The sequence below is a fragment of the Vulcanibacillus modesticaldus genome (genome assembly GCF_001730235.1).
Classification (GTDB): Bacteria; Bacillota; Bacilli; order Tepidibacillales; family Tepidibacillaceae; genus Vulcanibacillus; species Vulcanibacillus modesticaldus.
Map to the genome: position 1 here is coordinate 17,279 of NZ_MIJF01000035.1, position 25,547 is coordinate 42,825.

The 25,547-nt window shown below is 33.5% G+C and carries 22 protein-coding genes; 5 read left to right on the forward strand and 17 right to left on the reverse strand.

What is annotated here, in order from left to right; all coding sequences use genetic code 11:
- Positions 1 to 19: 19 nt before the first annotated feature.
- The 4 genes from hutU to BHF71_RS07370 all read right to left on the reverse strand — a co-directional run bounded on the left by hutU (position 20) and on the right by BHF71_RS07370 (position 4,853).
- On the reverse strand, positions 20 to 1,675 hold the full coding sequence (gene hutU / locus BHF71_RS12110; protein WP_069657017.1) for a urocanate hydratase: 1,656 nt from the start codon (positions 1,673 to 1,675) through the stop codon (positions 20 to 22).
- Between the two features lie 12 nt (positions 1,676 to 1,687).
- Positions 1,688 to 3,175 carry a histidine ammonia-lyase gene (gene hutH, locus BHF71_RS12115; protein WP_069657018.1) on the reverse strand — a complete coding sequence of 496 codons (1,488 nt, stop codon included), beginning with the start codon at positions 3,173 to 3,175 and terminating at the stop codon, positions 1,688 to 1,690.
- A 150-nt stretch (positions 3,176 to 3,325) separates the two neighbouring features.
- Positions 3,326 to 3,787 (reverse strand): histidine utilization transcription antiterminator HutP, encoded by a 462-nt coding sequence (gene hutP / locus BHF71_RS07365; protein ID WP_069657019.1) that lies wholly within the window; start codon positions 3,785 to 3,787, stop codon positions 3,326 to 3,328.
- A gap of 205 nt (positions 3,788 to 3,992) precedes the next feature.
- On the reverse strand, positions 3,993 to 4,853 hold the full coding sequence (locus tag BHF71_RS07370) for a DegV family protein (protein ID WP_084024386.1): 861 nt from the start codon (positions 4,851 to 4,853) through the stop codon (positions 3,993 to 3,995).
- A 216-nt stretch (positions 4,854 to 5,069) separates the two neighbouring features.
- On the opposite strand from BHF71_RS07370, the gene BHF71_RS07375 reads away from it, so the two are divergent.
- Complete coding sequence (locus BHF71_RS07375) at positions 5,070 to 6,341, forward strand: MFS transporter (protein ID WP_069657020.1); 1,272 nt, start codon at positions 5,070 to 5,072, stop codon at positions 6,339 to 6,341.
- A gap of 71 nt (positions 6,342 to 6,412) precedes the next feature.
- Here BHF71_RS07375 and BHF71_RS07380 read toward each other — a convergent pair whose 3' ends face one another.
- Positions 6,413 to 7,324, reverse strand: coding sequence for a zinc dependent phospholipase C family protein (locus BHF71_RS07380; protein ID WP_069657021.1), 912 nt, complete (start codon positions 7,322 to 7,324; stop codon positions 6,413 to 6,415).
- Positions 7,325 to 7,480: 156 nt separating this feature from the next.
- On the opposite strand from BHF71_RS07380, the gene BHF71_RS07385 reads away from it, so the two are divergent.
- Both BHF71_RS07385 and BHF71_RS07390 read left to right on the forward strand, forming a co-directional pair.
- On the forward strand, positions 7,481 to 9,133 hold the full coding sequence (locus BHF71_RS07385; RefSeq protein WP_245683844.1) for an MDR family MFS transporter: 1,653 nt from the start codon (positions 7,481 to 7,483) through the stop codon (positions 9,131 to 9,133).
- A 31-nt stretch (positions 9,134 to 9,164) separates the two neighbouring features.
- Complete coding sequence (locus BHF71_RS07390) at positions 9,165 to 9,587, forward strand: MarR family winged helix-turn-helix transcriptional regulator (protein ID WP_069657022.1); 423 nt, start codon at positions 9,165 to 9,167, stop codon at positions 9,585 to 9,587.
- A gap of 83 nt (positions 9,588 to 9,670) precedes the next feature.
- On the opposite strand, the gene BHF71_RS07395 is transcribed toward BHF71_RS07390, so the two are convergent.
- The 5 genes from BHF71_RS07395 to BHF71_RS07415 all read right to left on the reverse strand — a co-directional run bounded on the left by BHF71_RS07395 (position 9,671) and on the right by BHF71_RS07415 (position 16,292).
- Positions 9,671 to 10,915, reverse strand: coding sequence for an MDR family MFS transporter (locus BHF71_RS07395; protein WP_069657023.1), 1,245 nt, complete (start codon positions 10,913 to 10,915; stop codon positions 9,671 to 9,673).
- Positions 10,916 to 11,000: 85 nt separating this feature from the next.
- On the reverse strand, positions 11,001 to 14,093 hold the full coding sequence (locus BHF71_RS07400) for an AAA family ATPase (protein ID WP_069657024.1): 3,093 nt from the start codon (positions 14,091 to 14,093) through the stop codon (positions 11,001 to 11,003).
- Positions 14,090 to 15,358: a DNA repair exonuclease gene (locus BHF71_RS07405; RefSeq protein ID WP_069657025.1), complete on the reverse strand. Its 1,269-nt coding sequence runs from the start codon at positions 15,356 to 15,358 to the stop codon at positions 14,090 to 14,092. Before BHF71_RS07405 ends, BHF71_RS07400 begins: the two co-directional genes overlap by 4 nt.
- Positions 15,345 to 15,935, reverse strand: a complete 591-nt coding sequence (locus BHF71_RS07410; protein WP_069657026.1) for a non-canonical purine NTP pyrophosphatase — start codon at positions 15,933 to 15,935, stop codon at positions 15,345 to 15,347. The genes BHF71_RS07405 and BHF71_RS07410 overlap by 14 nt, the downstream gene beginning before the upstream one ends.
- A 42-nt stretch (positions 15,936 to 15,977) precedes the next feature.
- Entirely contained in the window at positions 15,978 to 16,292 is a 315-nt protein-coding gene (locus tag BHF71_RS07415) for a hypothetical protein (RefSeq protein WP_069657027.1), read from the reverse strand.
- A gap of 142 nt (positions 16,293 to 16,434) precedes the next feature.
- Between BHF71_RS07415 and BHF71_RS07420 the strand changes: the two genes are divergently transcribed.
- Together BHF71_RS07420 and BHF71_RS07425 are read left to right on the forward strand one after the other, a co-directional pair.
- Positions 16,435 to 16,875: an OsmC family protein gene (locus BHF71_RS07420; protein ID WP_069657028.1), complete on the forward strand. Its 441-nt coding sequence runs from the start codon at positions 16,435 to 16,437 to the stop codon at positions 16,873 to 16,875.
- Positions 16,876 to 17,048: 173 nt separating this feature from the next.
- Positions 17,049 to 17,432, forward strand: coding sequence for a hypothetical protein (locus BHF71_RS07425; protein WP_069657029.1), 384 nt, complete (start codon positions 17,049 to 17,051; stop codon positions 17,430 to 17,432).
- Positions 17,433 to 17,434: 2 nt separating this feature from the next.
- Here BHF71_RS07425 and BHF71_RS07430 read toward each other — a convergent pair whose 3' ends face one another.
- The 7 genes from BHF71_RS07430 to asnS all read right to left on the reverse strand — a co-directional run bounded on the left by BHF71_RS07430 (position 17,435) and on the right by asnS (position 25,479).
- Positions 17,435 to 18,163 carry a DnaD domain-containing protein gene (locus BHF71_RS07430; protein ID WP_069657030.1) on the reverse strand — a complete coding sequence of 243 codons (729 nt, stop codon included), beginning with the start codon at positions 18,161 to 18,163 and terminating at the stop codon, positions 17,435 to 17,437.
- A 97-nt stretch (positions 18,164 to 18,260) separates the two neighbouring features.
- Positions 18,261 to 20,228 (reverse strand): TRAP transporter permease, encoded by a 1,968-nt coding sequence (locus BHF71_RS07435; protein WP_141705352.1) that lies wholly within the window; start codon positions 20,226 to 20,228, stop codon positions 18,261 to 18,263.
- Positions 20,225 to 20,623, reverse strand: coding sequence for a DUF1850 domain-containing protein (locus BHF71_RS07440; RefSeq protein ID WP_176717328.1), 399 nt, complete (start codon positions 20,621 to 20,623; stop codon positions 20,225 to 20,227). Before BHF71_RS07440 ends, BHF71_RS07435 begins: the two co-directional genes overlap by 4 nt.
- A 174-nt stretch (positions 20,624 to 20,797) precedes the next feature.
- Positions 20,798 to 21,766, reverse strand: a complete 969-nt coding sequence (locus BHF71_RS07445) for a TAXI family TRAP transporter solute-binding subunit (RefSeq protein WP_069657031.1) — start codon at positions 21,764 to 21,766, stop codon at positions 20,798 to 20,800.
- 128 nt (positions 21,767 to 21,894) lie between these two features.
- Complete coding sequence (locus tag BHF71_RS07450) at positions 21,895 to 22,797, reverse strand: response regulator (RefSeq protein ID WP_069657032.1); 903 nt, start codon at positions 22,795 to 22,797, stop codon at positions 21,895 to 21,897.
- A 15-nt stretch (positions 22,798 to 22,812) separates the two neighbouring features.
- Positions 22,813 to 24,090 carry an ATP-binding protein gene (locus BHF71_RS07455; RefSeq protein WP_084024394.1) on the reverse strand — a complete coding sequence of 426 codons (1,278 nt, stop codon included), beginning with the start codon at positions 24,088 to 24,090 and terminating at the stop codon, positions 22,813 to 22,815.
- Between the two features lie 99 nt (positions 24,091 to 24,189).
- Positions 24,190 to 25,479 (reverse strand): asparagine--tRNA ligase, encoded by a 1,290-nt coding sequence (gene asnS, locus BHF71_RS07460; protein WP_425425400.1) that lies wholly within the window; start codon positions 25,477 to 25,479, stop codon positions 24,190 to 24,192.
- Between the last annotated feature and the right edge of the window lie 68 nt (positions 25,480 to 25,547).

Genomic DNA, 25,547 nt, shown 5'->3' on the forward strand with positions numbered 1-25,547 from the left:
TCTACCACCCAGGCCACCTCTATTCTATGCCTAACATTGGAACTTTAATATGTTTTTCTTTAGCAACATCAATCGCCTCTTCATAACCGGCATCAGCATGGCGGATAACACCCATTCCTGGGTCAGATGTTAAAACACGCTTAATTTTTTCTGCAGCTAGGTCAGTTCCATCAGCAACTACCACCATTCCTGCATGAAGTGAATAACCGATTCCTACTCCTCCACCATGGTGAACAGACACCCAACTTGCACCAGAAGCAGTATTGATTAAGGCATTCAGTATTGCCCAGTCCCCAATCGCATCACTACCATCTTTCATAGCTTCAGTTTCACGGTTAGGTGATGCAACGGATCCACTATCTAAGTGATCTCTTCCAATAACGATCGGTGCTTTTAGCTCACCTTTTCTTACTAAATCATTCATTGCAAGTCCCATTTTTACCCGATCGCCATAACCAAGCCAACAAATTCTTGAAGGTAGTCCTTGAAATGCAACCCTTTCTTGCGCCATAGTTATCCAACGCTTTAATGGTTCGTTGTCGGGGAATAATTCAAGAATTAAACGATCAGTACGGTAAATATCCTCTGGATCACCAGACAACGCTGCCCAGCGAAAAGGACCTTTACCTTCACAGAATAGCGGTCTGATGAATGCTGGAACAAATCCTGGGAAATCAAAGGCATTCTTTAAACCTTGATCATAGGCAACTTGACGAATATTGTTTCCATAATCAAATACAACTGCACCAGCTTTTTGGAAATCAAGCATTGCTTGAACGTGTTTAACCATACTTTCTTTGGAACGACGAAGATATTCATCCGGATTATTATTTCTTAATTCTTCAGCTTCCTTTAAAGTCAATCCTGCAGGTATATAGCCATTTAGCGGATCGTGTGCTGAGGTTTGATCAGTTACATAATTGGGTTTAATACCCCGTCTAACTAATTCAGGGAAAACTTCAGCCGCATTACCCAACAAGCCAATTGATAATGGAACTTGTTTTTCCACTGCTTCTTGAGCCCATTCCAACGCTTGATCAATCGAATCTGTTTTACGATCACAATACTTAGTTTGAATCCTGCGATTAATTCTTTTCTCGTCTATCTCTACTGCAATAACTACTCCTTCATTCATTGTAACAGCTAATGGTTGAGCACCACCCATACCGCCTAAACCGGCCGTTAATACTAATTTTCCTTTTAGGGAATCTAAACCTTGCTGTTTAGCTGCTGCCGCGAATGTTTCATAGGTTCCTTGTAAAATCCCCTGAGTTCCAATATATATCCAACTTCCTGCAGTCATTTGTCCATACATGGTTAGCCCCTTTTTCTCCAACTCTCTAAAATAATCCCAGTTAGCCCATGCTGGAACTATTACCGAGTTGGATAAAAGTACCCTTGGAGCCATCTCGTGAGTTTTGAAAACACCTACCGGTTTCCCAGATTGGATAAGTAAGGTTTCGTCATTCTCTAACTTTTTCAATTGCTCGACAATTTGATCAAAAGCCTCCCAGTTTCTCGCTGCCTTTCCACTACCACCATAAACAACAAGTTCCTCTGGTTTTTCTGCAACTTCTGGATCAAGATTATTCATTAACATTCTTAAAGCAGCTTCTTGTTGCCATCCCTTGCACTCAAGTTCTGTTCCTCTTTTAGCTCTAATTACTCTTTTCATTTTCTTCACTCCTTATAATTTTTCTTTTTTCATTTTTATTGATAATTTTTCAATATCAGTAGATATTACCCTGTCCTCATCTAATGTTGATACTTCTTCCCGTATCCATTTGTACAGTTTAGAAGATTCTGAAGAAAGTTTGTCTACTCCTACCTTTTCTACTGCTAATGCTGCACATAAACCTTCAATCGCTACCACCCGACGAGAATTTTGAACTATTTGATTAGCGTGCCTCGCTGCGATAGTTCCCATGCTTACATGATCTTCTTGGTTAGCTGATGATGGAATTGAATCAACACTAGCAGGATGTGCCAACACTTTATTTTCAGATACTAGTGAAGCTGCCACATATTGGGCAATCATCATCCCAGACTGTAAACCTGGATTTGGACTCAAAAACGCCGGTAAACCACTTAGAGATGAATTAACCAGTCTTTCTATTCTACGCTCTGACATATTAGCCAGTTCTGACATTGCTATACCTAAGAAGTCCATAGCAAAGGCTACGGGCTGTCCGTGGAAATTTCCTCCAGACAATATATCGCCAGTTTCTGGGAAAATCAACGGGTTGTCTGTTGCTGCATTTATTTCAATCTCTAAAACACCCCTTACATAATCTAAGACCTGCTGTATTGCTCCATGAACCTGCGGAATACAACGTATTGTATAGGCATCTTGTACCCTGATCTCTCCTTGTTTCGTAATTAACTGACTACCTTTCAGTTGTTCCCTAAATTTCTTTGCTACCTCAATTTGACCTTGATATGGCCTTGTTTCATGAATTTGCTCATCAAAGGCATCGATTACTCCTCTTAGACCTTCCATAGTCAAACCCGCAAATCTATTCGCTTGATCAATAGTTTTAATCGCTTCAAGATAGGTCAGTACTGCCACAGCCGTCATTGCTTGGGTTCCGTTTATCAATGCCAAACCTTCTTTAGCAGATAACCTTATCGGCTTTAAACCCCTTTTTGCCAGTGCTTCTTTACCACTTAACCTTTCACCATCAACAATTGCTTCTCCTTCCCCAATCAGAACTAATGCCAAATGAGATAATGGAGCTAAATCTCCACTAGCACCAAGTGAACCTTGCTCAGGTATAATTGGATAAATTTGATGATTTAAGAGATTTATTAATTGTTCTAAAGTCTCTTTTCGCACCCCAGAATAGCCCTTTGCAAGTGCGTTAGCTCTAAGTAAAATCATCGCCCGACTAATTTCTTCTGAAAACGGTGCTCCAACTGCTGACGCATGACTACGAATTAAGTAATACTGTAACTGTTCTAGTGCCCCATTATCGATGCTAACGTCACTTAACTTGCCGAAACCAGTATTTACACCATAAATAATTTTTCCTTCTCTAATCGAATCTTCAATTAGTTTTCTGGATTTACTCACCTTTTCCCACGCCGATTCAGATATTTGTACCATTTCCTTACCTAAAACTACTTGTTCAATTTGATCAATTGTTAAACTATTCCCATTTAAAATTACTGTCATCAATCGTTCACCTCTGTTTAAGCTATATTTTTGATAATTTAAGCCTAACTAACGATAAAAAAAAGAAGGCATGTTCAACTTAAGACAATACCAAAGTTGTCTTAAATGTGTTTGCCTTCTAATAACTAATAACTAATGGCTTATGTAGTTTTATAAATGATTAATTCCGAGCCCAATAGCTTCATGCTCCAGTCCTTTAACTGGGGCACCTATCGTGCCATAAAGGGCTACTGCAATCCACTCACCTTCATCTTGGTTAGCATAGGGATAGCCTCTTAATATAGAAAATCTTAATCCGACTGTCCTCTGAACACTTCTCAATTCAACTTGTCCCCTAGTAATCCCATGGAGGGCATCAATGATCGCATGATAAAGTGCATGTTCTTCACGATAAAATTTTTCACTGATAATTCCATTTTTCTTAGCGGCGGTTTCAATGGCTGAAACTACCTTTTGTACTTCCATTGAACCAACTTTTCCAATGGCAATTTTGTAATTGTAAGTCTTTAGTCTGTCATTTAACAATGATATGACCTTTTGATCATTGCCATATAACACTAAAAGCAGTGCATTTTTTCCGATTTCATTTTTTTCAACCTTACAGAATTCCATGTATACTTCCCCTCATTAGTAAGCTAAAATCAAAAAGGGAGTAGCTACAGGTTAAATTGTCCTGTAACTCCCCCCTTTTAAATTTAATGTTGTTATTTACTTAAGACTAAAAACTAATAGCTAATAACTACTTTAATTATATAAGAAGCGAATCTAAATGTCTATATTTTAAAAATATTATGCATTTTTTAAAGAAAAAAGCTCATTATTCTTCGATATATGCAAAAGCAATTGTATTAATACCAGCGTAAGTACCAATAGTGGATCCTATTTTCAAGTAAATTCGTTCCTTAAAGTGAGACAAATCGATTTGTTCGATATCTGCTTCTAAAAGAGCCCGATCTTCATAATTATGAACGATAAACAAGATACTTTTATCAATTAAATTTTTCTTATCATGTAACAGTTCTTTAATTTTTCTAATTCCTTTTTTCCTTCCCCTAAAGCTTTCCAGTGATTTGATAAGTCCATCTTTAACTGTCACAAGAGGCTTTATATTTAATATCTCACCAATGGTGGCCTTTGTTGTAGATATTCTACCACCCTTTTTCAAATTCTCCAGAGTATCCAATAATGCTAAAAAATTAGTTTTAAGCCTGAAAGTCTCCAGCTGCTCAACAACTTCTTCTAACGAATATCCTTTTTCAAGCAAATAATTAGCCTTCATTAACTGCAAAATTATTGGAGCAGAAACATTTTGGGAATCTACAAGGAAGACATTTTTTTGCTCTTCCTCAGAAAGCATATTTTTAGCTATTAAAGCACTTTGATAAGTACCACTTAATTTAGAGGATAAACCTATAAATAATACTTGATTTCCTTTTTCAAGCTCTTCATTAAAAACATCCAAAAATTGTTGGGGAGAAGGTTGGCTCGTTTTAGGAAGATTTTTGGCCTTTCCCATCTCTTGGTAAAATTTTTGTTTGGTAATATCAACTCCATCTAAATACTCTTTCCCGTCAATTATTATATGTAAAGAAACGACTCTTACTGGATAGTTAAAAAAAGTTGATAAAAAAGATTCATAGTCGCTTCCGCTATCCAGTACAAAAGTAATATTCTTCATAATTTCGCCTCCTAATTGAAGATACCAATTAAATGATATCTAATTATACTAGTTAATATTATGACCTAGTATTAATTTTTAGTATACACTTTTTTAAACATCTTGTCATTAAAAAATATGAGCCTCCAATATTATCTCATTGATATTTTTCTGAATTTTATGTACATTTCCATCTTCTTCAATGGTATGATATACCCAAGAGAAAGGAGTGATTGAATGAATAAAAAGGCAGTCTTTGGCTGGACGATGTATGACTTCGCAAATTCAGCATTTGCAACTACTATAATGGCAGCAATTTTGCCGATATTTTTTTCCGATGTGGCAGCAGGTAATTTAAGTAAATCTACGGCAACGGCTTATTGGGGATATATACAAGCTTTAGCAATGTTAATTGTAGCTATCCTCGCACCAGTCTTAGGAGCAATCGCCGATTACTCTCGTTCAAAAAAGAAATTCTTAACTTTCTTTGTTATATTAGGAGCCATTTCGACTAGTTTATTATATTTTGCTAAAAATGGTGACTATTTATTAGTATCTATTCTCTTTATATTGGGAACGATCGGATTTTCAGGTGGAAACGTTTTTTATGATGCTTTTTTGCCAGAAATAGTTCCCAAAAAAGATATGGATTACATATCAGCAAAAGGGTATGCCTTTGGTTACATTGGTGGTGGAATTTTATTATTAATTAACCTAATGATGATCCTAAAACCGGAACTATTTCATATTCCTAGTCCATTGAAGGCTACTCAAATCTCGTTTTTAACTGTGGGAATATGGTGGATAATTTTTACTATACCATTATTAATCTATGTTCACGAAAAAAAAGAGACAGCTATTGAAAAAAATTCAGTTGCTTCCTATGTTTCGATTGGTATCAATCGGGTGACTACTACCTTTAAAGAAATTACAAAATATCGAGAGTTATTAAAGTTTTTAATCGCCTTTTGGTTATATAATGATGGTATAAGTACCATAATTAAGATGGCTACAATTTACGGTAGAGAAATAGGAATTGGAAAAACTGCCCTTATTGCTGCCTTATTAATCACTCAATTCATCGGAATACCTTTTGCATTTATCTTTGGTAAATTAGCAGGTAAAATCGGATCTAAAACAGCATTATACATTACCCTTTGGACTTATGTTGCAATTGTAATGCTTGGATATTTTATGCAAACAGCCACTCATTTTTACATCTTGGCTATCATAGTTGGTTTCGTTCAAGGTGGTTCCCAAGCTATAAGTCGTTCAATTTATGGTAATATGATCCCCATTAACAAAACGGCAGAATTTTATGGTTTCTACGGAATTTCCAGTAAATTTGCTGCGATTTTTGGTCCTTTTTTATTCGGATTAGTGGGATCGCTAACCGGTTCTAGTCGCTTTGGTATTTTTTCCTTGGTTTTATTTTTCTTAATTGGAATCTGGTTATTAACTAAAGTTAACATTGAAAAGGGTCAACTCGAAGCTAATACAGTTGCCTAATAAGAATTAACTTAAGTAGTTAAATACAGTTTTAAAGAGGATACCAGATCAGTCATGGTATCCTCTTTTGATCAAACGATAATATCAAAATATTGATATTTTAATTTTTCTTCACAACTTTCCCCTGTGTCATAAGAAATATTACCAATTAATCCTTGAATAAATTCAAGACTCTTAAACCCTCTTAGATAGTCTTCAATTGCTAGAAAAATGATTCTTCCTTCTTCTTCAGCTTTTTCTAACAATTCATAAAAGCTTTCCCTACTGGTAGCATTTTCATTTGCCGGATGCAACCACAGCTCTTTATTTTGGTTTAGAAAATCTTTATTGGGAATATCTCTCTTGTAGGTATAAGGGGAGACCAATTCACCAAAAATTTTTTGCTTCAATCCGCTTGGATCAAACAAGATTTTTAATGCTGTTATCATATCTTTATAGGAACGATTAATTTTCCGTTCAAAATTAGGTAAATCAATATGATGAACTTTATTTATTAAAAATGCAATCATTGATTGAATAGATGAATCAAGGTTTTTACTAGCATAAATCTCTTTATATACAGGAGTTTTCCATGTTTCTATGTCATAAAAATCTTTTGCTAAGATAGAGTCAATAATGATTTCAAGTTCTTGGTGTTTATGTCCCCCTTCACCAGACTTATAAATTATATAAGGATGTGTATTACGATCCAGTAAATGATGGCTTATAAAACCTAGTACATAATATTTTAGGATTGGTAAATCAGAATGCCTTTTTATATAACTAATCATTTGTATTAAAAACTCACCACAATTTTCTTTGTGAATCTTACTACCGAGGTACTCTAAGGACTTTTTCTTTTTCCATGGCCAAAAATTATGGTAAAAAAACAGGTCAGGACCTTGGGCTCCTAAGTTATAAATTCTTCTAGCCTGTGAAATGTCTATCTTAGCTTTTTCTGCAACCCGTTCTGCAAAAATATTATGAGTCCAAACATTGGGCATCCTTTTTTCTCCCTTCAAAGATAATCAAACCATTCATCCACTGTTCTTATTATATCAAATATATATTTATCTGATTGACAATAATATTAACCCTGCTTATAATTGACTTTGTTAATAGTTAACTAGGTTAATTAATTTTAAAGAGGTGAATATATAGTGACAATTTTCGCTAAACAGAAAAATTACCAAACAACAAATCAAATAACGGGTAGCAGAAAAAAAATTGCTCTTATTGCAGTAATGTTATCAATGTTTTTTTCAGCATTAGATCAAACAATCGTCTCAACAGCTATGCCAACAGTAATTGGTGAATTGCAGGGGCTTGATATATATGCATGGGTATTCACAGCATATATGATGACTTCAGCAATCGGTATTCCTATTTATGGAAAACTTTCAGATATATACGGACGGAAACCTTTCTATGTATTTGGTTTAACGGTATTTATGCTTGGTTCAGTATTATCCGGTATTTCTCAAAGTATGATTCAGCTAGTCTTAGCTAGAGGATTGCAAGGACTTGGTGGCGGGGCTATGATGAGTATGCCACGAGCAACAATTGGCGATATTTTTAATCCAAAAGAACGTGGCAAATGGATGGGACTGATTATGTCAGTATTTGGTATCGCCAGCATAATTGGGCCCTATTTGGGAGGCTGGATTACAGATCATTTAAGTTGGAGATGGATTTTCTTTATTAATCTTCCTATTGGTATGATTGCATTAGCAGCTATGTTCTACGCACTACCCAATGTTCGTACTGAAACAAAACATAAAATCGACTGGATTGGTAGTATTTTGTTAATTTTAACTCTAGTTCCAATCTTACTTGGATTCACTTATGCGGGTACAAAATATCCATGGACATCAGTCCAAATTATTAGTTTATTCACTATTGGCACGATCTTTCTAGTAGCTTTTGTGTTATACGAAAGACAGATTAAAGAACCTATACTAAATCCCGCGTTATTTAAAAATAATATTTTCACTTTATCTATACTTATGGGCTTACTTGTTAATATGAGCCTGTTTGGAAGCACCCTATTTTTACCATTATTCGCACAAGGAGTAATAGGTTTATCAGCTGAATATTCCGGAATGGTTCTCACACCAATGATGTTAAGCTTTATTGTTGGAAGTACAATTGGAGGTTATTTAATTAGTAAGACTGGAAAATATAAAGTTCAGGGTATTATAGGTTCTCTTATTATGCTAGTTGGTGTTTTTTCACTTAGTAGGATGAACATCAATACTACTTGGGAAACTGTTGTAATAAATATGATAATTATTGGAATCGGTGTTGGTTCTATCATGCCTTTAGTCAATGTTGTTATCCAAAATGCTTTTCCTTACAAGATGCTTGGTGTAGTTAACTCGACTCAACAATTTGTTTCGTCATTAGGAGGCATTATCATTACTCCTATTTATGGTACAATATTAGCAAAAACTTTTAATTCAGAATTACCTAAACATCTATCTTCTCAACTGTCTACAGCATTAAGTAGATTGCCAGAAAGCATTCAAAATGTTGTTGCTAATCCTAATTCCTTAATCACAGCACAGGCACAAAATATGTTAAGGTCAATGTTCTTAAAATTTGGTGACAACGGATTAGCTCTTTATGAGCAATTTATTAAAGGAATAAAATTATCTTTAGCTGCTGGTATTTCTAAATTATTTGCTGTTGGTATTATTTTTGCTATACTTTCAATGATAACAGCATTTTTCCTAAAAGAAATCCCTTTAAAGAAAGATGAATTTTATCAAGACGACGAACATGTCGAGGGTTTAGAAGTAGTCGAATCTTAAATGAAAGGTTTTAAAATAGGAGCTGAATACATTGAACGATAAAAATGAAATGCTTGTATCTCTTGCTCACCAAATAAAACAATTCAAAAAAAAATTAGCCATCAGCTTAACTGATAACTTATATGGTGATATTACCTTTGCCCAATTAATGTTACTAAATCAAATTGATCGAGGGGTTGTTACTGTAAGTGAGCTGTCTAAAAATCTTATAATATCACCTCCTGCTGCATCAAAACTTGTTGATCAATTATTCAAATTAAATTTAGTTACCCGTGTTAGGTCAGAAAACGACAGAAGAATTGTTAAAATCCAATTAACAGAAAAAGGCATTGAAATTTTAGAAAAGAATAAACAGATCAAGGAGAAAATCTTTCAAGAAGTTCTTTCACCATTAACACAAGAAGAAATTCAGCAATTTATCAATCTATTGAAAAAAATTAATAAAGATGATTAATCTATAGCCGCACTAATACAAAATACCACTTCCGAATGATCAAGAGAGTTTCCTAAACTATTTAAAGAAGCTATTGAGTTAGATCAATAGCTTCTTTTGTATATATTAGACTCCCTAAAATTAGTAAACCTATCGTAATTATAAAAACTGATACCTGAAACAACCAATAAGCCTAACATGATCAATACCAACGGATTCATTCCTATAAAGTCAAATAGCCAACTTCCTATCAAAAATCCTAACATCCTTCCGCCAGCAGCAGAACTAGAAATTACCCCTTGATAAAAGCCTTTTTTCTCTTTCGGTGCTAAATCTGCCGCTGCTGCAGGAACTGCAGGCCATAACAACATTTCTCCAATGGTCATAACTGCCATCGATATCGCAAATCCTAAATAGATGGTGTTGTTAAGTAGAATAGAAAAGCCCACAATGAAGATAGTAACTCCCACTAATATTTGCTGTTTTGTCGTCTTTAACAAGTTCTTTGTTACAAGGGCAATCAATGGTTGTCCAAGTACGATAAGAGCACCATTAATCGTCCACAATAATGTGTATTTAGAATAAGGAATTCCTAAGCTATTTATATAAACTGAAAAACTTGTCGTCCATTGAGAATAAGGCATCCAGGATAAAATAAAAGCAAAGGATAAGATCATTAGAGCGAAAAAACTGCTTCCCTTCTGGTTTGTCAGATCAGAGTTTTCTATAACAACGTTACTCTTCTTAATAGAGTTTGCTTCTGATAGCTCCCAAATCTCCTTATTAAATCCAAAAAGAATCAAGGTTAAAAATAATAAATACATCAAGGCATTTCCGATAAAAATATAACGAAAAGAAAATTCAAAAATAACCCCGCCTAAAGCGGGACCTAAGGCAACGCCCAAGTTTTGGGCTACATAAATAGTATTAAAAGCCTTCCTACCACCTTCAGGCCATACTGCACCAGCCATCGCATACATGGAGGGAAAAACGAATCCATTACCAAACCCAATTAATAACATTAAAATTACATAAGGAATTAAATTATTAACAAAGGTTAATGAAAAAACGGAACCAATGGATACCAATATCCCAAATATAAGCCCTTTTTTAGCCCCCCAATGATCAAAAATCCAACCACCGATCAAATTTCCAAGGACGCCTGTTCCTTGTTGTAACATTAAGACTAAACCTGCAATGGATACGGATCGTTGTAAAACGGTAGTAATATATATCGTATTTAGCGGCCATAGGAACGAATTCCCCATAACATTTATTGTCATCCCTAATGCTAATAACCAAATGGCTTTAGGATATGAAAATCTACTTATTCGAACATTTAATCCCATAAAAGTCACCTACTCCATCCATTAATCCAAGTGTGATACGTTTATATTTTTAATCATCCATTAACAAAGTTATATCTGATCTATTTTAATTTAATTTAATCAGATTTCCTTCTGTAGTAGTTTGTTTAATTAGTGATGAAATGTGAGGATGACATGTAAACAAAATAATCTGATGATCTGCTGATAATTTTTCTAAAGTTTTAATAGCATTAGCCAATCTATGTGAATCAAAATTCACAAAAATGTCGTCCAAGATGATTGGGAGTACCATTTGTTTAGCAAATTCACCTACTAAAGCAAATCTCATGGCTAAAAACAGTTGTTCAATAGTTCCCCGACTTAAGAACTGTGGTTGAAACCTCACTCCGTCATTTCTTATCACTTCAAGACTATTAGATTCAATTGGAGCTAATACCTTAACATATTGATTATCTGTCATACAAGCAAAATACTCTGACGCCCGTTGTAACACTTGAGGCTGCTTTTCCATCTCATAAACCTTCATCGTTTTTTCTAAAGTATGTTTTGCTAAAGAATAGGCTAGCCATTCCTTAACTTTGTTAGACAATTCTGAGACTAACACCGCATATTTCTGATTTAATTCAGATAATGTAAAGTCTTCTTCCATTTCTCTTAATTGATTTTGTAGTTGTCCCTTTTCTTCAGAAATATTTTTGATTTCTTGCAAACGTTCCCTTAATTCTTGATTTAAATCTTCGATTTTATTTACTAGGTCTCCACGTTCCCATCGTTGTAAATCATTTAATAACTGTTTATACTGACTTTCATTTTTGCAACTGCTCTTTATCGCTAACAGCAACTGTTGTTTTTCAGCAGTTAACATCTGGTATTGTTCGTATAATCTTGCTTGTCGATAAAATTCTTCTTGGTCACTTACATTAGCATATTTTAATAGTGCTTGATATTTTTCTTTCTCTATTTCAAGTCTTTTAGCTATTTTACCAATTTGGCTATTTACTTCTTCTAAACGCTCATGCAAATGTTGCAAATTAATCTTTGCTGTCTCGTTCTTTTTTAATTGGTTAGCCAGTTGATAAATATTCTCTTCAGTTGACATACTTGGATCTATTTCAGCCAATTGATATAAATCCTTAACTTCATCTTCGAAATCTTTAATAAATAGGTTTATCTTTTCAAGTTGACCGATAATATTATCTCTTTCCTTAACCAGATCTTTAGTCGATTGGATAACTGCCATTATATCAAATACAATTAACGAAGAAAGATCATTAGGTAAGTTATGGTTATTCATCCAATCTTCCCATGATTGTTTGAGTGCATTTATTTCTGCTGTTAATGTAGGCTTTTTGACTGCTTCCAATTGTTCTAATTCTATTTCAAGTTGTTCTAATTCCAGATTATATTCTTCTACCCTATTCGTCTTTTCTGAAGTTTGATGTTCATGGTGCATATTTTTAATTCTTAATTCCTCCAATTGCTGAAAAGTTCGTTCATCCAACTTCGCAAAGCCAAACGGTTTAATATGTTCCAAAGCTTTAGTTTGTATCATCTCGATTTCCTGTTGAATATTTGTTAATTGTTGTTCGAGAATAAAAATGTTATATTTTATGGTTTTAATTAAAGATTTTTGAGCATTATTTTTGTTTAATGAAAGGATAATCAACATCAATACACTAAAACCAAAGATTAAACCACCATATGCCCATAACTTAAAGAAAATTAACATCAAACTACTAATGAAAAAGAATCCATTAATCAGATATAGGGATTTTGGAAGATTTGTATTTTTAATAGATTTCAATTGGGATAAATAGACTTGTTTTTGCTGAGAAAGTTGTCTGTATTCTAATTCATTTTCCTTTAAACGCTCCCAATAATTCTTTACTAACGGGAATATTTCATCAATTTGATTATTCCTCTTAATCGAATCTATTTCTTGTTTCAATTTTTGGATAGCTTTTTTTAAATTTAGCTGTCTGTCTCTTTTTAAATCTATTTTTATCTTCAAATCATTTAATTGTTCCTGTTTTATTTGTAGTTGATTGGATATTTCTTGTAAATGTTGTTTGTCATTTAATGAAAATTTTATATCCTTTACCCTGTCTTCTGTAAATGGTGAACCAAGTTCATTTAATTTGGTTTCAATATTTTCTTGAATATTCTTTAATTCTAGCTTCAAAGACTGATATGCTCTTTTTTGATCTTGGTAGTAATTTAATTGCTCTTTTAATTGAATAATTTTTAGTTGATTCTCCTCGTAAAATGGGTCAATTTGTAACTTATTGATTTCAAGTTCAACTTCATCTTTCTTTATTTTAAGCTGTCCAAGTTCAATTTCAAGCTCATTTATCTTTTCAAGGATGCTTTGCAATCGTTCTACTCCATTTTCTGGGAATTGAAAATTTTTGGGATACTCTTTTATTTTACTTTCGATTTCTTTAATTCGTTGAAATGATTCTAAATACTGCTTAATTTTCCTTAACCATTCCAAGACCTCTTTTTTCTTCTCTACCTTACGATCAATCTCTAAAATCTTGATCTCCGATTCTCTGATCCTATTTACAATTGACTGGTGTTGTCCGTGTTTTTCTTTCAATCGTTCAATCCCTTGTTTTGTAGAATCGATTTTAGCCAGAAGTAGATTAATTTCAGGCTTTTTTCCACTACTTTTAAATAATTTTTGTTTGTTTTGTTCTAACTGCTTTTTCATATTTAAAATCTGAATAACTGATCCAGTCCCTGAATGATATAAAAAATCGTTGATCTGTTGGTCTTTTAATGAATCTATCTGTTGCAATTCTGTCAGCCCAAAACAAAATATTTGCTTGAAGACCTTTTCATTGATTTTTCCCAATATATTTGGCAAAAAGCTTTCTCCTACTATTTCTCCATTTGGTAAATAAATCTTAACATCCCCAGATGTCTTTTGATAATAAATCCGTTCTATTTTATAGATCTTTTGTTCTTCATCTATTAATTTAATCGCTCCACCAAACTTCCCGCCATGTATCGGTTCATAGCGTAAATGAGGTTTCTTTTTTCCTTCAAAGCCAAAAAATATTGAGCTAATAAATGCCATGATGGTACTCTTACCTGCTTCATTCAGTCCCTCAATTACATTAATTCCTTTATTTAAAGTAATTTGAAGATCGTTTAATTTACCAAAACCATAAATATCAATGGAGTGAATAATCAAGAATGCTCCTCCTCGAAAAAGAAGTTTAATGTAAGATTTGTAACTTGATCGAATATATCCTCGACATCATCTTTTGATAATTCTGTAAGGTATTTTTTCAGTCCTCGATGATTAAGTAACTCTTCACCAAATTTTTCAAAAATGAGTTTATTATCTACCTCTTGCCGAAATGAATTAAGTTGCCTTAAAAAATCAGCTAAAAAAGTATCCTGTTCCAAAATACTCTCTAGTGAAACAAATGGTTTAGTATTTAATTTAATGGACTCAACCCAAATCCAGTTTTTTTTAGATAAATACGTTTCATTAAGTATTTCTTGTAGTTCTAAAATCCTGATTTTTTCGCTTATCTCCTTATGTACTCGTGTACTGCCAAATAAACTTAAACGTACAATTATAGGAAGACTACGTTCTTCGCTCATCTTTTCTAATTTATCCTGAATTAAGTTTAAAACCTCTTGAACTGTTGTTAACTCTGAAACATCGACCTTGAGTTCTTCCCAAATTATTTGTGATGTTGGTAAGAATCTTACTGATTCAATTTTATTTTCGGAAACTTCCGTCAGGTAACATCCTTTAATACCGGTCTCTTTCAGATGCCTACCCTGGGGATTACCTGAATAGATAATAGCCGGTGAATTTTTTGAAAGGACTTCATTTTTATGAATATGGCCTAAAGCCCAATAATCGATATCAGTGTTCAATAATTCCTGCAACGAACACGGTGAATATGGGTCATGGTCAGGATTTCCATCTATATTTGTATGTAGTAATCCAATATTAAACTCACCGTTATTCTTACCGACCCGAAATGCACTTACAATATTTTCTTTAAATGCTCTTGTTGGATAACTCCTACCAAAAATATTGGCAATCAACTTATTTTCCTTGATATGTGAAATTTTTTCTACTTTTTCTGAGGAAAAAAAATGAACAGTTTCTGGCCATTGGAAACCAGCTTTATTCTGATCTAAAGCATCATGATTGCCGTGAATAATATAGGCATGTATTCCATGGGAAGCTAGTTTTTCAAGCCCCCTTAATAAATAAACTTGAGCTTTTAAACTCCTATCATCTAGATCAAAGACGTCGCCAGAAATAAGTAAGAAATCCACACCATATTCAATACAGTACTCAACTATTTGGTCATATGCTAAAAAAGTTGATTGCCTAATTTGCTTGTGAAGATGATTTGGAATATTACTTAGCCCTTTAAAGGGGCTATCTAGATGTAAGTCAGCAGTGTGAATAAACTTAAATTTGGGCATTAGTTTCCTCCTCACTCGGGCGTTCCTTAATCCATTTCCCCAGCTCCTCTAGAGCTTTCCTACGATATGAATATTTTAATTTTTCATCTTTTGACATTTCTGCAAAAACCTTATCTGCCCCGTCAGGCATAAAAATCGGATCAAATGGAAAATACGATGATTGTACTCCTTTAGGCATCTTTTCAATAATCCTTCCATAGGTTTTTCCATAAAAAAACTTAACATCTTTTTTCCATTTCAAAGCAATCACACCTTGAAAGTATGCCCTTCGATCCTCATTCTGTAAAAGTTTATCAATCCCTCGATAACCTATCATCCTAAATACCCTTCCACTCAATATTCCTGGAAAATCTGTATACGCTTGGAAGAATATCCCGGAATCATCTACAATAAATGGGGTATCAGGATCAATACTATCTATCTGTGATAACTTCACCAGAGCTATCTCTTCCATCTTCCCTTCAGATGGCTCATTAAAAGGAAAATGCTTACCTTCTACATCTAAACCAAATGGAGCTAATGCCAGTCTTGCTTCATTTAACTTTTCCAGATTTGAAGTAAAGAAAATTATCTTCATCGAATGGCCTCCTGTTCTAGCTTGTCTAAACATAAATTCTAGTTACTTCTTCGTCAAATAAGCTTCAGTTCTAAACAAAATATTAAGATCATTGATAATGCTCGCCAATTCGATTATTTTTTTGTGTATTTCACAGTATTCCTCGTAATCAATATCAAACATCAAATTTTGTTTCTCAATAATCATTTGTTCCATTATTTTAATTTGGTTGGGAATTTTTGCCCTCTCTTGTTCCCAAATCTTAATAATGTCCAGTTGTTCTTGTTCTGTGTAGCCATCCCATTCTTTTTTTAAGATTGGAGTTTTAATACCTAGCCTTTCATCAAAGACAAAGAAATATTCTCTATCTTGCCCCATAACTCTCTCTCCCTAATAGCATATTCATTAAAATTTTAACACATCTACGATAATTTTTTTTAACAAACTACTCATAATGTTTAATAAGTTTTAAGGAAATAATAATTTAGGGACAAACAAACTCTTATTAGGAGTGATTTTTATGGCTAATCAAGAATTCAAAGCAAATGTTAAGCTAGAGGAAGGTTTATTTGTTGAAGCTGACGTAAGAGGATTTAAGGTGAATATGGATGAACCTGAACAATTAGGTGGTACTAATAAAGCAATGAATCCCGTGGAGCTATTATTATGCTCCTTAGGTGGTTGTTTACTAATTTCCATTACCGCTTTTAGTAAAGAATTACAAATTGAACTTAAGGATTGCCAAGTTGAAGTAACCGGAGATTTAGATCCAGATGGATTCTTTGGCAAAAACAAAGATGTTCGTGTGGGGTTTAGTCAAATTAGATATAATTTAGAAATCGTAACCGATGCTCCTGACGAAAAAATAGAAAAATTATTTCAATTATTAAAAGAAAGATGTCCAGTTTCTGACACCTTAAAAGGAGTAGAAGTTGTGCAAAATTACAAAGTTACTAAGTAATTGTATGATGATATTTTATCAGCCTAGGAATTATCCTAGGCTGAACTTATACAAAATACAACCAATTGCTATGCCCTATGCCATTGTTAATATCAAATGGATATGATAAATTATTATACAGTTATTATAGCTATATTTACAAGAACATTAATTAACTTGACGAGGTGTAAAACGTGAATACTTCTTTTTCTCCAGAATTTGTCTTCATTCAAAGAAATATCCTTTATATTTCAAGTGATGCATTATCGCAATATTTACAATCTATCCTAAAAAATGAAGACAAAATGATAAGTATCGATTGTCCAACTTTATGGGAATTTAATATTGATCAAGATCATAATACAAAAAAGCTTTATCTTCATGTCGATTTGCCACAATTTAACGATTTAATTACCATTAGTTTTAACGATGAAATCACAGAATATCTATTGGATAACGATTCTTTTGAAACCTTAGGGATCCTAATTGGATACAACTCTGTAAAAGACGATGCAAAAGCTGTAATCTTTATCATCAATATTAATGAAGGATTGGAATTAATAAATAAGAATGAGTAGAGTTACTCATTCTCTTCTAACCAATTATAAAATTCAAAGGTATAATTCTCAACGTTTGGTTTGCTATCTTTTGAAGCATTTTTATTTAATCTAAAGTTTTTTACATGTTCCTTTATCTGCTGTATCGTTTTTATATTCTTTCTTTGCCACTCAAACAAAATTTTATCAATATAACGAAAGTTTAATTTGTTAGAAAAAACAGCTTCCTTCAAAGCATAAACAATGATCTCCTCAGAATATTTATCTTTATCAATCCATGTCGAAATCATTTCTAACTCCATTGGAGATAAAGGCCTTCCGAATTCTTGTTCAAATACTTTAAATATGTTTTGTGCCTTCATTTCTTCTTCTTTCTTCTCCGCCTCAATTGTGCTAACTTCAATCTCCCTCTCAATTTCTTTGAATATTCGATAATATAGCGGATTCAAATTATATGCCTCAAATAGAACACCGGTTTCTTGATCTTTATGCTCTTCAATATAAATATATCCTTGTCTTACGAGTCTTTGTAGAACTCTCATTAATTCTTCAGTGCTTAAAGACATTCTTGCTTCTAATTCTGACACACTAGGGAATTTATTACCTTTACTAATAAAATGAATCAAATGAATGATTACCATCATATCTTGATCGGTTAGCCCGATTTTTTTGTAGTATCCTAACAAAAGATTAGATATTGACGTCGAACCATCTTGTAAAATTTTAATAATTAATTGATCATTTGAGTACAATGTAAACACCTCTAAATTAGTATACCAAAAAAGAGCACCTAAAAGTGCTCTTAATTTAAGTATCCTCAATTTAGTTTATTTTATCCCTGACGTTCCATCAAGAATTTAATAACACTTGTTTTTTTAACTGAACATATTGAATCATGTACACAATAGCTAAAACAGCTAAACCAACTATGTCAGAATATGTTCCCGGATAGATTAACATTAACCCTGCTGCTAAGCTTATCAATCTTTCAAGCCAGTTCATATGTCGCAACCAATAGCCCATCAATCCAGCGCCTAATCCCAACATTCCAAGTAATGATGTAACAATTACAAATATTGCACTAGTAAATCCAGTATCCACTAATAACATCTCTGGAGATAATACGAATAAATATGGAATCAAAAAGGCAGCAATCGCTAATCTTGAAGCTTCTACTCCGGTTTTTATCGGATTACCACCAGAAATTCCAGTTGCTGCAAAAGCTGCTAAAGCAACCGGAGGTGTAATATCAGCAACAATACCAAAATAGAATGCAAACATATGAGCAGATAATACTACTACCTTGCTAATTTCACCTGTAGCTGGATCCGCTAATAAAGCAATGATCGCTGGAGCAGCTATTGTAGAAGTAATGATATAGTTTGCAGTTGTCGGTGAACCCATTCCCAAAATAATTGATGCAATCATTGTAAAGAATAGTGTCAGTAAAACAACACCACCAGACAGTTCAATTAGACCGTTAGCGAATTTCAATCCAAGACCTGTTAGGGTCACAACACCAACAATCATCCCTGCTGCCGCAGTCGCCGCCGCTACACTTAAAGCGGTTCTTGCTCCTGATTCCAGAGCTTTAATAATGTCTTTTAGGGACATTCTTGTTTCTTTTCTTACGGCACCAACTAAAATTACACTCACAATACCCCAAAGCGCAGCTCGGATCGGTGTATATCCAGCCATTAAAAATCCAATAATCACAAATAACGGTAATAGTAAATATATCTTTTTTAATGTCTCTTTTTTATCAGGTAATTCATCATCAGTCAATCCACGAAGTCCAATTCGTTTTGCTTCAAAATGAACCATGATCCATATTCCCGTGAAGTATAGAACCGCAGGAATAATTGCTGCTTTAGCTATATCCCAATAGGGTATATCAGTAAATTCAGCCATTAAAAATGCTGCAGCTCCCATAATCGGTGGCATAAGCTGTCCGCCCGTTGATGCAGCTGCTTCAACAGCTCCAGCAAATTCTGAACGATAACCCGTCTTCTTCATCATCGGAATTGTATAAGAACCAGAGGTAACTACATTGGCAACAGAACTACCACTTATCGTTCCTTGGAGTGCACTAGCAAAAACAGCAACCTTTGCAGGTCCTCCGGCTTGTTTACCAGCCACTAACAAAGCTAAATCATTGAAATATTGACCGACTCCTGTTTTTTCAAGAAAAGCACCAAATAATAGAAATAAGAAAATAAATGTAGCTGACACACCCAAAGGTGTTCCCAAAATTCCATCCAAGGTGTAATACATATGACTAATTAATCGCTCTAAGCTTACACCACGGTGTTGTAAAAATCCTGGCAAATATTGTCCATAAAGTGCATATAGTAAAAATGCAATTGAAATAATTGTGATCGGAAGTCCAACTACCCTTCTTGCTGCTTCAAGTACAAGTAAAATAGCTATAGCACCAACAATGTAATCCGTGAGGGTGTACATTCCTGCCCTGTATACCAATTCCTTATACTCAAAAACCCAGTAAAGACCTACTCCAATCCCTAAAATAGATAATAAAGCATCATAAAGTGGTAATTTATTCTTTTTTGCTTTACCATTCATAGGGTAAAGTAAAAAGATCAATCCCAAAGCGAATGTTAAATGAATAGAACGTTGTAATTGAGACGCCAAAGAACCTGTAATAGCTGTGTATAATTGAAATAACGAAAAGGCCACTGCTCCAAGAGTAGCTATTTTTCCTAGTACTCCAGTATATTTACGATATCGTGCTTCTTTATCGTATTTACTCAGTAATTCTTGAACCTGCTCTTCCGTCATGTTATTCATTTCATTCATTTAATTAACCTCCCCCAAAAAAGTTCTAAGATGCTTAACTTATTGATCTGTATACGAACCCATGTGCCTGGTGGGGTTATATCAGATAATTTTATAGTCTGTTCATTTATTGTCAGACTATGATTTGCAATTACTTGTCCAACTCTTAAATCTATATATGGAAAAACCCTGCGCATGTTTTTAATAATAATTTTTCCATCTTTAAGTTCAATTTGTTCGCCTTCATTTAATTCTGACGGCATTCCAACGCTGTAAGTATCAAAATGCAACTCATTAAGTACTATGTTCATATCCTCGCTTACAGAATAAAATTCTTCAACTGGCGTTAAATGAATAGAATGGATAAATCTAATTTTAAAGACGGAACCAATAGAAACTGGATAATTACTTAACATGATATTAGATTCACCATCTAAAATCACTAAACGAGGACTCAATGGAAACATTATTATTAAAACAAATAAACCCAAAAAAAATAATAACAATAATATATTTTTTTCAAATAAATTCCGAGGGGCAATTTTTGATTGCAACCTCGGAAAAAAATTTGTAAATCTTGACATTCCTAATTACTTAAGACCTTTCTCTTGATAATATTTCAAAGCACCAGGATGAATCTCTAAACTCATTCCTTCTAAAGCATTATCAAGGCTAATATTCTTAGCTTTTGCATTGATAGTTACCAACTTATCAGTATTCTCGAATATTGATTTTGTAATATCATATACAAGATCTTCTGGAAGTCCTTTACGAACTACTAACATAGCCTTTACAGCAACTGTATCAACATCTTTATCTAAACCAGAATAAGTATTTGCAGGAATAGTTTGTTTAACGTAGAATGGATATTTACTTACTAATTCTGCAATCTTGTCACTATCTAGTGAAACTAGCTTAACACCTTTTGTAGCTGATAATTCAGTTACAGCAGAAGTTGGAGCACCAGCAGTAACGAAAGCTGCATCAAGATTACCATCTTTAATCTTACTAGATGAATCACCAAAAGACAAATATTCAGCTTTCAAGTCATCAAAGGTAAGGCCATAGATTTCTAAAATTTGTCTAGCATTTGCTTCAACACCACTTCCAGGAGCACCTACAGAAACACGCTTACCTTTTAAATCAGCTACACTTTTAATATCACTATTAGCAGGTACTACTAATTGTACAGTTTCATAATAAAGAGATGCAATACCTTGAAGATTATCAACTTTTCCACTTTCAAACATTAACTTACCGTTATTTGCATAATCAGCAATATCTGTTTGAGTAAACGCTAAATCAACCTCTTTATTTTGTAATAAACGCATATTTTCTACAGAAGCACCAGTGCTTTGAGCTGTAGCGCTTACATTAGTGTTGTCAGTGATAATTTGTGCAATTCCTCCACCTAATGGATAATAAGTACCAGATGTTCCACCTGTTGCTATAATAAGTTGGCTAGGAGCTTTCTCTCCTTCTTCATTGCCAGTTGAGCAAGCTGCTAACGCAAATACTGTTACTAAAGCTAAAGCTAAAAGAAACATTTTTTTCTTCATAAAAAACCTTCCCCCTTTTAATTTTTTCCATTTCTTTATCATTTCTAAAAATTTTAATCTTTTCGAAAATAATTATAAATTCCAAGTAACAGTTTCCTACACAAAACTACCGAAAAATACTTTTTTACTTATATTTCTTGTTCTAACTTCCCTATCATTTCAGTATATAGGGCATGAACAAATTTTTTAATGTTAACTCTTGCTACTTTATTACCATTATTTTCGGTAAGCTCTCGCATTTTTAATCGTATTTCATTAAAATCAAAAAATTTTGTAGCATAATGTTCAAACTTGGGATGAGCGTAGTCTGTAAGTCCTAAGGAGGCAAGATTATTCATAGCTTGATTAACAGTCCGTCTTATCCTCTGTTCAAAGGCTTTAGTTTCCTTTTCACCAAACCCAAAGCCAATGTCTTTAAGTACCGCTATATACAAATCTTTTAAAGAAGTGTTTTCAGCATACAGATTTTGATGTTTATTAGACTTATATAGATATTCCATTATTCGAATCAAATCCTTACTACCACTCTCACCTAAAATCCCTAAATCACCTAAAATATTTTGTAAGATCGTATGAATATTCCTTAATGACGCTCGTTTTTTCTCATTAACAGGTTTTTGAATAAATTCAAGACTCTCCCTTATCTTATATAAAGATTGTTCCATCTTTATTTGCTTAATAACTTTTTGGATAACCGCGGTAACTTCAATTGAGTTAATCGGCTTGTGAATAAAAAACTCGATCCCTTCTTCGTATGCTTTAGCAATCATTTCTTTATTCTCTACTTGAGAAATCATAATAAATTTCCCATGATAATTCCTTTTTTTTAAGTTTTGTACTGTTTCAATTCCATCTTGATTGGGCATTAAGAGATCAATGATTACAATGTCAGTTTCATTACAAATGATATCCATTTCTAAATCACTTGCATCAGTCGATTCACCTACAACTTCACCTAGAAATTGATCAGTAATTAAACGACTCAATATTTTTAAACTAGCTCGATCATCATCAATAATATAAAATCTCAATTTGATTTCTCCCCCTTATAATTTATCATTCGGGATACAGACCTTAAATTTAGTTTTCATCGAGTCAATTTCTACGCTTATATCTCCACCCAATTTCCTTACCAAAGATTTAACATGGGACAATCCGATTCCGGTTGATGGCTGACCAGATTTATCAAATTTTGTGGTATAGCCTGGTTCAAAGATGATCTCTTCATCACCCGGTCTAATCCCCACCCCATCGTCTATCACTTCAACTAAGATGTTATTTCCCGTTCGTTCTACTTTAACTTCAATTGTTCCAGTTTTTTCAATCGCTTCAGTACTATTAGCCACTAAATTATTAATTATTGCTACAAACAGATAAACATTTTTAATTGATAAATCAAGCTTTAAATCTTGTATATATCTAATATTTTTTTGCAACATAATGGCGTAATTTCGATTTGAATTTATAATTAATTTAATTATTTCCGAAATTTGCATCTTATTAACTGCATTTTCTTGCGAAATAATTTTTTCTAATCCAGCAATCACCCTTTGATGGTCTTTTTTAACCTCGTGGATTTCTTGTGCAACAGATAATGCAATTGAATTAATTTCTTTGGGAATTTGTTCGTGTTTTTTTAAATATGAATATAATTTATAACTTTTTCCAGTAACTTCTTCAATTTGATTAATCAACTTCTTTAAGTAAAATTCTTCTACATATAGATTTGATGTAATCATTTGAATTTGCTCAAACCTTCTTTTTTGCTCCTGATAAATTGCATTCATCTGCTCCACACGAAACATATTAAACAGTCCAACAACAAAATAGCTTCTTAATACAGCAACAACAACCACAAACTTTAAACTAGTCGGTGTCAATAAAAATTGATCAAAAATTACTGTCCTAATTACTAGTTCGATTATATTAGCAATTCCATCACTAAAAGCACCCAACACCCCTAAATAATAAGGCTTGTCTCTAAATTTTCCCATCTGTCCCAGATATAAAAGCAATCCAAAGACAAAATAATAACCGGTGATTGGACTATGAGTTAATACTGAATTATATAAACCAAAATTGTCATTAAAAAGATAATCCAAACCTATTCTGTAAAAAGTAATGATAATCCCTGTGATAATACCTGTAATTGGAGGAATAAATTTATTATAAAATAGTAATAGAAAGAAAAAAGCCGCACTTCCTAACGCAAAGCGAAACGAACTGTTAAAGACAGTAATTTTAAATTCTCCTAAAAAAGCAGTGATCACAGCTATCAAAAAAACATCCAAAGTATACCTATGTGATAAACGCAAATTTAACACCTCAAGTTACTCCTATTTTTTCCACATATTTATTAGACAAAAAGAGCACCACGTGGTGCCCTTTTTATATGATAATAATCAAAATTTATGAAAAAAATATCAAGGATATAAGCGATTTAATAAACGTGGAAATGGAATGGTTTCGCGAACATGTTCAATACCACAAATCCATGCTACAGTACGCTCTAAACCTAATCCAAAACCCGAATGCGGAACAGAACCGTACTTACGCAAATCTAAATACCACTTATAAGCTTCCATCGATAAATTATGATCTTTAAAACGTTGTTCCAGTAATTCTGGATCATCGATTCTTTGACTGCCTCCAATTATCTCTCCATACCCTTCCGGAGCGATCAAGTCAGCTGCCAAAACTACCTCAGGGCGATTTGGATCAGGTTTCATATAAAATGCTTTTAATTCTGTAGGAAAATGAGTAATGAACACTGGCTTATCAAATTTTTCTGCAAGGGCAGTCTCATGTGGAGCACCAAAATCCTCGCCCCATTTGATATCGAAACCTTCCTGTTGTAAAAATTCTATGGCGTTGTCATAAGTAATTCGTGGAAAAGGAGCAACCACTTTTTCTAATTTTGATACATCCCTACCTAAGGTTTCTAATTCTCTTTTACAATTTTTTAATACAGATCGGACTATATGACTAACAAATTCTTCTTGAATTTGCAAATTCTCCTCGTGTTCAACAAAAGCCATTTCAGGTTCAATCATCCAAAATTCGATTAAATGGCGTCTTGTTTTAGATTTTTCGGCTCTAAACGTTGGACCAAAAGAATACACACGACCGAGAGCTAAAGCTGCTGCTTCCATATACAATTGACCACTTTGAGAAAGATAGGCATCTTCTTCAAAGTATTTAGTATGGAATAAATTAGTTGTTCCCTCCGCTGAAGTAGGTGTTAATATCGGTGGATCTACTAATGTAAAACCATTTTGATTAAGATATTCTTGTATTGCACGAATAATTTCACCACGGATAGCTAAAATCGCTCTCTGTCTTGGGGATCTTATCCAAAGATGACGGTGGTCCATCAGAAAGTCCGTGCCGTGCTCTTTTTTGGTAATCGGATACTCCTGAGCTATTTGAATTATCTCAATCCCGGTAACATTCAATTCATAACCAATCTTAGAACGTTCATCTTTACGAACGATTCCTGTAACATATAGAGAACTCTCTTGAGTTAAACTCTTACTTGCATTCCAAGTTTCTTCAGACACCTCACTTTTTACAACTACTCCCTGAATAAATCCAGTTCCATCTCTTAATTGTAAAAAATGAATTTTCCCACTTGAACGCTTAATATGTAACCATACGCCAAGTCTTACTTCTTGTCCTACAAATTCCGAAATGTTTTTTATTGTAGCTAGCAAAGAAATTCCCCTCCAACCTCTTTATGGAATAGCTTGTCTCATTATACTATTGCCTATTATAGAAATCA

Excerpts from the sequence above, each read along its gene's own strand:
- BHF71_RS07370 (WP_084024386.1), bottom strand. The coding sequence starts at position 4,853 with ATGAAGAATATTACTTTTGTACTGGATAGCGGAAGCGACTATGAATCT.
- BHF71_RS07440 (WP_176717328.1), bottom strand. The coding sequence starts at position 20,623 with ATGTTAAGTAATTATCCAGTTTCTATTGGTTCCGTCTTTAAAATTAGA.
- BHF71_RS07435 (WP_141705352.1), bottom strand. The coding sequence starts at position 20,228 with ATGAATGAAATGAATAACATGACGGAAGAGCAGGTTCAAGAATTACTG.
- BHF71_RS07445 (WP_069657031.1), bottom strand. The coding sequence starts at position 21,766 with ATGAAGAAAAAAATGTTTCTTTTAGCTTTAGCTTTAGTAACAGTATTT.
- BHF71_RS07415 (WP_069657027.1), bottom strand. The coding sequence starts at position 16,292 with ATGGGGCAAGATAGAGAATATTTCTTTGTCTTTGATGAAAGGCTAGGT.
- BHF71_RS07420 (WP_069657028.1), top strand. The coding sequence starts at position 16,435 with ATGGCTAATCAAGAATTCAAAGCAAATGTTAAGCTAGAGGAAGGTTTA.
- BHF71_RS07405 (WP_069657025.1), bottom strand. The coding sequence starts at position 15,358 with ATGCCCAAATTTAAGTTTATTCACACTGCTGACTTACATCTAGATAGC.
- hutH (WP_069657018.1), bottom strand. The coding sequence starts at position 3,175 with ATGACAGTAATTTTAAATGGGAATAGTTTAACAATTGATCAAATTGAA.
- BHF71_RS07395 (WP_069657023.1), bottom strand. The coding sequence starts at position 10,915 with ATGGGATTAAATGTTCGAATAAGTAGATTTTCATATCCTAAAGCCATT.
- hutP (WP_069657019.1), bottom strand. The coding sequence starts at position 3,787 with ATGGAATTCTGTAAGGTTGAAAAAAATGAAATCGGAAAAAATGCACTG.
- BHF71_RS07380 (WP_069657021.1), bottom strand. The coding sequence starts at position 7,324 with ATGCCCAATGTTTGGACTCATAATATTTTTGCAGAACGGGTTGCAGAA.
- hutU (WP_069657017.1), bottom strand. The coding sequence starts at position 1,675 with ATGAAAAGAGTAATTAGAGCTAAAAGAGGAACAGAACTTGAGTGCAAG.
- BHF71_RS07375 (WP_069657020.1), top strand. The coding sequence starts at position 5,070 with ATGAATAAAAAGGCAGTCTTTGGCTGGACGATGTATGACTTCGCAAAT.
- BHF71_RS07410 (WP_069657026.1), bottom strand. The coding sequence starts at position 15,935 with ATGAAGATAATTTTCTTTACTTCAAATCTGGAAAAGTTAAATGAAGCA.